The organism is Ferdinandcohnia sp. SAFN-114 (assembly GCF_059415045.1).
The window spans coordinates 21,847-28,278 of the sequence record NZ_JBPFDQ010000070.1 but is presented as its reverse complement, the minus strand read 5'-3'; the positions used below and the strand labels follow the sequence as shown (position 1 = coordinate 28,278).

Genomic DNA, 6,432 nt, shown 5'->3' with positions numbered 1-6,432 from the left:
TCAAATTAATGAAAAAGTGTTAAATTTAATATGGATAGGTGTTTTATATATGTCTCATTTGGCTAGGTCAGTTCACTCTGCCCCTTTTATTTATTTTTGTCACCTTTCAGCCAAAGCTGAAAGGCGTGAGGAACTCAAAAGTTTCTCACGATTGAGCTAATAATCACCTGTTACCTTAACAAAACAGCCACAAAACGACATATCATCGTCCTGTGGCTGAATTCCAGTCAAATAACTTATACATTAAATCGGAAATGAATGACATCCCCATCTTGTACAACATACTCTTTACCTTCAAGGCGAACCTTCCCTGCCTCACGAGCAGCATTCATAGAACCACCTGCAAGAAGATCTTCATACGATACCGTCTCAGCGCGGATAAATCCTCTCTCAAAATCAGAGTGAATGATACCAGCACATTGTGGAGCCTTCATTCCTTTTCTAAATGTCCACGCTCTTACCTCTTGTACACCTGCAGTAAAATACGTAGCAAGTCCTAATAAGTGATACGCAGCTCGAATCAATTGATCAAGACCAGATTCTTCTATTCCTAGCTCTTCAAGGAACATTTCCTTTTCTTCCCCTTCAAGCTCCACAATTTCTGACTCGATTTTTGCACAAACAACAATAACTTCCGCATTGTCCTTTTGAGCAAACTCACGTACTAATTGAACATATTCATTTGAAGAAGGATCTGCTACATCATCTTCGCCAACGTTCGCAACGTATAAAACTGGTTTACTTGTTAGTAAGTGCATTCCCTTTACATATTTCATTTGCTCTTCAGTAAATTCAACTGCACGAGCTGGTTGCTCATTTTCAAATGCTTCTTTTAACTGTACAAGAACCTCATGCTCAGCAACTGCATCCTTGTCCTTTTGCTTAGCAAGCTTTCCAACACGGTCAATTCGCTTATCTACTGACTCAAGGTCTGCTAAAATCAATTCTAAATTAATTGTTTCAATATCAGCAATTGGATCTACCTTACCTGCTACGTGAGTGATATTATCATCTGCAAAACAGCGTACCACATGACAAATCGCATCTACTTGGCGAATATGTGATAAAAACTTATTACCAAGACCTTCCCCTTTGCTGGCACCTTTTACAATCCCTGCAATATCAGTAAATTCAAAGGTTGTTGGTACAGTTTTTTTAGGTTGTACTAATTCAGTTAATTTATTTAAACGCTCATCTGGAACCTCAACAATCCCCACATTTGGGTCAATTGTACAGAACGGATAGTTCGCTGATTCCGCACCTGCTTGTGTAATTGCATTAAAAAGAGTTGATTTTCCAACGTTAGGAAGACCAACGATACCTGCTGTTAACGCCATTGATTTTTCCACTCCTCTTATCCGAAACATACTAGCCTTCAACAATTATAGGTTTTCCTTATAAAAAATACAAGCCGTTTCAGCTAGAAACGGCTTTTGTATAAATCCACCATTCTAAAGTTTTTCAATTCCAACAAGGCAATCATATAATGTACTGCCAAGCCCGTTATCAGAAACTTCATGTGATGTGAGATTATTGACACTACCACCAAAGATATGCCATTGTCCTTCATCAATACAAATAATCTTTGGAGATGACTCTTTTAATATTTGCACTTTCCCTGTAATTTCACCACGGTCATTAAATACCCTTACCTTATCATTCGGTTCAAGATTTTTCTGTTCAGCAATATCCTTAGAAACCTCAACTTTTATTGTTTGTAATCCTTCAATCAAATGATAATTTTGTGAATGGTTTGAACGTAAAGGATGAATCGTTAATAGTGAGTATGGGTATTTTTCACCTAACTCTTGATTAGAAAATGTCGATTCTCTTGGATATGATATTTTTATACGTCCATCATACCCTTTCATCTCTCCTAATGATGATGTGAATTCAAATTTTCCAGATGGAGTTGAAAAATGAAAATCGTTCCAGGGTACAAGCTGTACAGGCAATGGTACGTGACTTTTTTCCTTGATTTCCTCAAAGGATATACCCTTCTCTTGTAAAGAACCTACTCCCATTTTTATAAATTCTTTTCTTGTATAATTAAAATCTTCACCAAACCCTAACCTTTTAGCTAATTCAGACCAAATCCAAACATCAGACTTTGCCTCTCCACGAGCTTCGACTAATTTAGGCCCATAATTAACAAAATGATGGTACATGGATGAATAATAAATATCCTCTTCCTCAAACACAGTAGCTGAAGGAAGTACATAATCGGCTAACCTCGCCGTATCAGTCATAAACTGCTCTAATACAACTAATGTATCTACTGATTGGAAGGCTTCTAGTACCCTATTTGTATTTGGAACCTGAGTTAATGGGTTTCCACTTGATACCATAATCATTTTTATTGGTGGTTCTGAAGCAGTTAGAATCCTTTCCGCTTGCTCGCTCATAACGAAAGATCTCGAATGTTTCTTTCTTTCTGGTAGAGTTAAAGCCACACTATCAAAACTTTGGCCAACTTGCGTATTTCCAAAATTAGCTCCACCACCTGGGATGCCTACATTACCACTGACTGCTACTAATGCATCAATTAGACGAATGGTATTTCCACCATTTGCGTACCGCTGCATCCCTAACCCCATATAGGTTGCCGTTGGCCCATTACTATATATGTGAGCTAAACTTGTAATTGTTTCACGTGGAACATTTGTTACTTCCTCAATTTCGTTCATTGTAATTGATTCAATAGTAGCCAATAAATCACTGAATCCCAAAGTATACTTTTCAATAAACTCTTTATCCTGTAAGTCTAAACGAATTAATTCCTTCATAATACCAATCGCTAACAAACCATCCATACCTGGAGTAATTGAGATATAGGAATTAGCTATCTTTGCCGTTCCATTGTATATGGGATCAATAACAATTATGTTAGTGCCCTTCTTTTTTACCTCTTGTAAATAACCAAAGAGATGCATATTCGTGCGTGCCACATTTCTTCCCCAAATGATTACATTTTTACTATTGTATATATCATCAGGTGCATGACTTGCTGAATTTCCAAAATCCCAATTTTGTGCTTCAATACCTGATCCCCAGCAAATGCTACCGATTAGATCAGTGGCACCACCATAACAATTAAAAAAACGATCTGGTATTTTAGTTAAAAGGCCACCGTTTGCATAGTCATGACTGTGCAGAACAGCCGTAGAACCATATTTTTGCCTTACTATTAAAAGCTTCTCTGAGATTTCTGTTAATGCTTGTTCCCATGTAATTCTTTGAAACTCTCCATCTACCTTTTTCAATGGATAAAGAATGCGATCATCAGAGTTCGTTCGTGTTTCCAGCATACGTCCTCTGCCGCAAATTTTGCCCTTTGTAATTGGATGATCTTTATCTCCATCTATTTTTACAACTTTACCGTTTTCCACTTCAACAACAAAACCACAACTGTCCCAACAATTTAAAGGACATGCAGATTTAAATGTAGCCATTCTCCTCACTCCCTACACATGTAGCAAACCTACCAAAACTTCGTATCCTCTATTATAAATCACAGCAACTAACATTCTATAGAAATTATTTCCGCTTAAAAGAAAACCCGAAAAAATAAAGCACGAGGCTTAATCCTCATGCTTCACAAGAATCTTTTTTAGTTTTCGGCCAAACTCTTTTCGAGGAATGAGTACACTATGTTCGCAGCCTTCACATTTGATTCGAATATCCATCCCTAATCGAATAATCTTCCATTTATTTGTTCCACATGGATGAGGTTTCTTCATTTCTACAATATCATGTAATCCATAGTCTTTGTCTACCACGACACCCACCCTTTATTCTTTTATATGAAGAATCTTTATATGTTGTATTGTAACAGGAAATCATTTTAAATTGTAGCGATTTACAATTGGATATAACAAAATGACGGCCAATAAGTATAAATTTGCAATACCATATAATGGGTATAAAATTGAAACGAGCGTAGAAAAGCCAAAAGTCGTAAAGGGTACCATCAGTAAAATCAATAGAATGGAAATCATCCACAAAGGCATTTTTAAATAGTCTTTAAAACGTGTGGATAATCCTAGTAATCCCGACGCTGCAGTTGTAAATATTGCTCCAAATAATAGAATGGACATGATAAATACTGCTACATACGGGAAATTTTTCATGATGATAAATAATGGAATCTCATAAAGCATGATTTCTTGAGCCACTTCAATAAGTGCCTCATTGTAAACAAAGGTGATAAATCCTAAAAATAGACCACTTCCAATACTCGCAACCCATGCTTCCCCTTTTGACTTCATTTCTTTACCAATTGCACCAAGTACAGCAACAAGCGGTAATATGTTTAATGCTGTAAATGTAAATGCGGACGGCCAATTTCCTTGCTCATGCAAAATAAAGGAAAATTCCTTTCCATTAGCTGACAAAAAAATAAACAAAACCGTTGTTAAAAAGATTATTAAGGCAGGTATAATCGCCATATTTATTGAGATCAAGCCATTGATATTCCACAAAAAGACTAGGACCAACAGGAAACCAAAAATCAGAATTCCCCACCAAAAAGGAATCGTAAATAACTCTAATGTAGCTCCTCCACCCGCTAACATCACAACCGTTGTAGAAAATAAGTATAAAATCGTAATCACATCATACACATGTGAAACCTTTTCTCCCACTAGTTCTTTTAATACAGGAACAAAATGCTCGGCTTTTTTTTCATAACTGATCTTCATAATAATATAACAACAAATAATAAAAATGAATGTAAAAAAGATTATCGCTAAGGCACTTTGCTCTCCATAAAACTGCCAAATCTCCCTCCCTGATGCATATCCCGCGCCAATTGCGGTTCCCAAAATAAGAAACATCCACCGAAACCCTGCCCTAAACATATGATCCCTCCATAATTCCTCTATCTACTAAAAAATGCTCATAATACAAATCTAAGAATCTTTTTTGTTCAGACGTATAGAATATAAGATTTCTCCGTATACTGTTACTACAGTTAAAAAGGGGTGAAAAGCCTATGAATCTTAGATACAAATTATTTGACCATCTAAAAAATGAACCATTTCGAATTCCACATGACCAAGAATCAGCTGACCATCAAATTGCCTTAAAAATCACTTCTATGCTCCCACATACTGCTAATCAACCAATTGTTATTTTTTGCATCGGTACAGACCGTTCTACTGGCGACTGCCTTGGACCTTTAATTGGCACGAAGATTACCGAAAAAAGATTGTCCCACTTTCATGTATATGGCACATTGGACGAACCTATTCATGCAGTTAATCTTCAAGAGAAAATTGAGGAAATCAAAATGAAGTATGCAAACCCATTTATTATTGGCATAGACGCCTGTTTAGGAAGATTGAAGAACGTGGGAGCCATAACCATCGGAGACGGTCCAATCAAGCCAGGAGCAGGCGTTAATAAGGAATTAACCCCTATTGGCGACATGCATATTACTGGGATTGTAAATGTAAGTGGATTTATGGAGTTTTTTGTCCTTCAAAACACAAGATTAAGTTTAGTTATGAAAATCGCAAATACAATTGCAAGTGGTATTTGCAAGGCTGAGTTTCAGTTTCTGCGGAAAGTTGAGCTGGGGAATGTTGAAAAAGATCGATTTTCCTTATAAAAAAACCTCTTCTGTTATGAAGAGGTTTAAAATAGACCTTGTGCAAAGAACAAAATTGAATTCCAATAATACACTACTGTTACGAGGATAGCTACAACAAGAATACCAGGTAATAGATTTGCAACACGGATATTGGTAATTCCTATCAAATTGGTACCAATTGCGACAATCATTAAGCCACCCGTACCCGTCATTTCGACAATAAACGCATCCATCACTTCGGTCGGAATAAATTTATCAATTTGTGTAGCAAATAGTGCAATTGCACCTTGATACAGAATAACAGGAACTGCAGAGAATAATACACCAATCCCTAAAGTTGTTGATAATATTAAACTAGTAAATCCATCTATGATTGACTTTGTATAAAGGATACGATGGTCATGACGCAAACCACTGTCAAGTGCACCAATGATGGCCATTGCACCAATGACAAATATTAAGGTAGCTGTTACAAAACCCTTTGCAATCGTACCTTCATCAGATGATGAACCTACCTTCTTTTCAATCCAAGCTCCTAATTGATTTAATTTATCTTCTAGTCCCCACCATTCGCCAAGAATGCCGCCAAACACTAAACTAAAGATGACAATTAGAAATTGTTCACTTTTTAGCCCCATTTGGATACCTAACAAACAAACAGCAAGTCCAATCGCTTGCATTACAGTTGCTTTTATTTTATCTGGAATCCGGTGCAATACCTTTCCTAATAAGGTCCCAACAATTATACACAATCCGTTTACTACCGTCCCTAATAGAACCAATTTCCATTTCCCCTATTTTCTTTTTTATATAATAAAAAAACGCTGCACAGTCCAGTT

6 protein-coding genes are annotated in these 6,432 nt (G+C 36.6%); 1 reads left to right on the top strand and 5 read right to left on the bottom strand.

Features of this window, described 5'->3' with window-relative positions; translation table 11 throughout:
- Positions 1 to 236: 236 nt before the first annotated feature.
- From ychF to ACR65M_RS19520, 4 genes are all read right to left on the bottom strand, one after another.
- Positions 237 to 1,337, bottom strand: a complete 1,101-nt coding sequence (gene ychF, locus ACR65M_RS19535) for a redox-regulated ATPase YchF (RefSeq protein WP_121448198.1) — start codon at positions 1,335 to 1,337, stop codon at positions 237 to 239.
- 114 nt (positions 1,338 to 1,451) lie between these two features.
- On the bottom strand, positions 1,452 to 3,452 hold the full coding sequence (locus ACR65M_RS19530; protein WP_440274154.1) for a molybdopterin-dependent oxidoreductase: 2,001 nt from the start codon (positions 3,450 to 3,452) through the stop codon (positions 1,452 to 1,454).
- Positions 3,453 to 3,581: 129 nt separating this feature from the next.
- Positions 3,582 to 3,779: a DUF951 domain-containing protein gene (locus ACR65M_RS19525; RefSeq protein WP_099351381.1), complete on the bottom strand. Its 198-nt coding sequence runs from the start codon at positions 3,777 to 3,779 to the stop codon at positions 3,582 to 3,584.
- Between the two features lie 60 nt (positions 3,780 to 3,839).
- On the bottom strand, positions 3,840 to 4,859 hold the full coding sequence (locus ACR65M_RS19520) for a YkvI family membrane protein (protein ID WP_440274153.1): 1,020 nt from the start codon (positions 4,857 to 4,859) through the stop codon (positions 3,840 to 3,842).
- A 134-nt stretch (positions 4,860 to 4,993) separates the two neighbouring features.
- Here ACR65M_RS19520 and yyaC point away from each other — a divergent pair, with 134 nt between their 5' ends.
- Entirely contained in the window at positions 4,994 to 5,611 is a 618-nt protein-coding gene (gene yyaC / locus ACR65M_RS19515) for a spore protease YyaC (RefSeq protein WP_440274152.1), read from the top strand.
- Between the two features lie 26 nt (positions 5,612 to 5,637).
- Here yyaC and ACR65M_RS19510 read toward each other — a convergent pair whose 3' ends face one another.
- Positions 5,638 to 6,375, bottom strand: a complete 738-nt coding sequence (locus ACR65M_RS19510) for a DUF554 domain-containing protein (RefSeq protein ID WP_440274151.1) — start codon at positions 6,373 to 6,375, stop codon at positions 5,638 to 5,640.
- Positions 6,376 to 6,432 lie beyond the last annotated feature (57 nt).

Coding starts and splice junctions, on each gene's coding strand:
- ychF (WP_121448198.1), bottom strand. CDS start 1,337: ATGGCGTTAACAGCAGGTATCGTTGGTCTTCCTAACGTTGGAAAATCA.
- ACR65M_RS19530 (WP_440274154.1), bottom strand. CDS start 3,452: ATGGCTACATTTAAATCTGCATGTCCTTTAAATTGTTGGGACAGTTGT.
- ACR65M_RS19520 (WP_440274153.1), bottom strand. CDS start 4,859: ATGTTTAGGGCAGGGTTTCGGTGGATGTTTCTTATTTTGGGAACCGCA.
- yyaC (WP_440274152.1), top strand. CDS start 4,994: ATGAATCTTAGATACAAATTATTTGACCATCTAAAAAATGAACCATTT.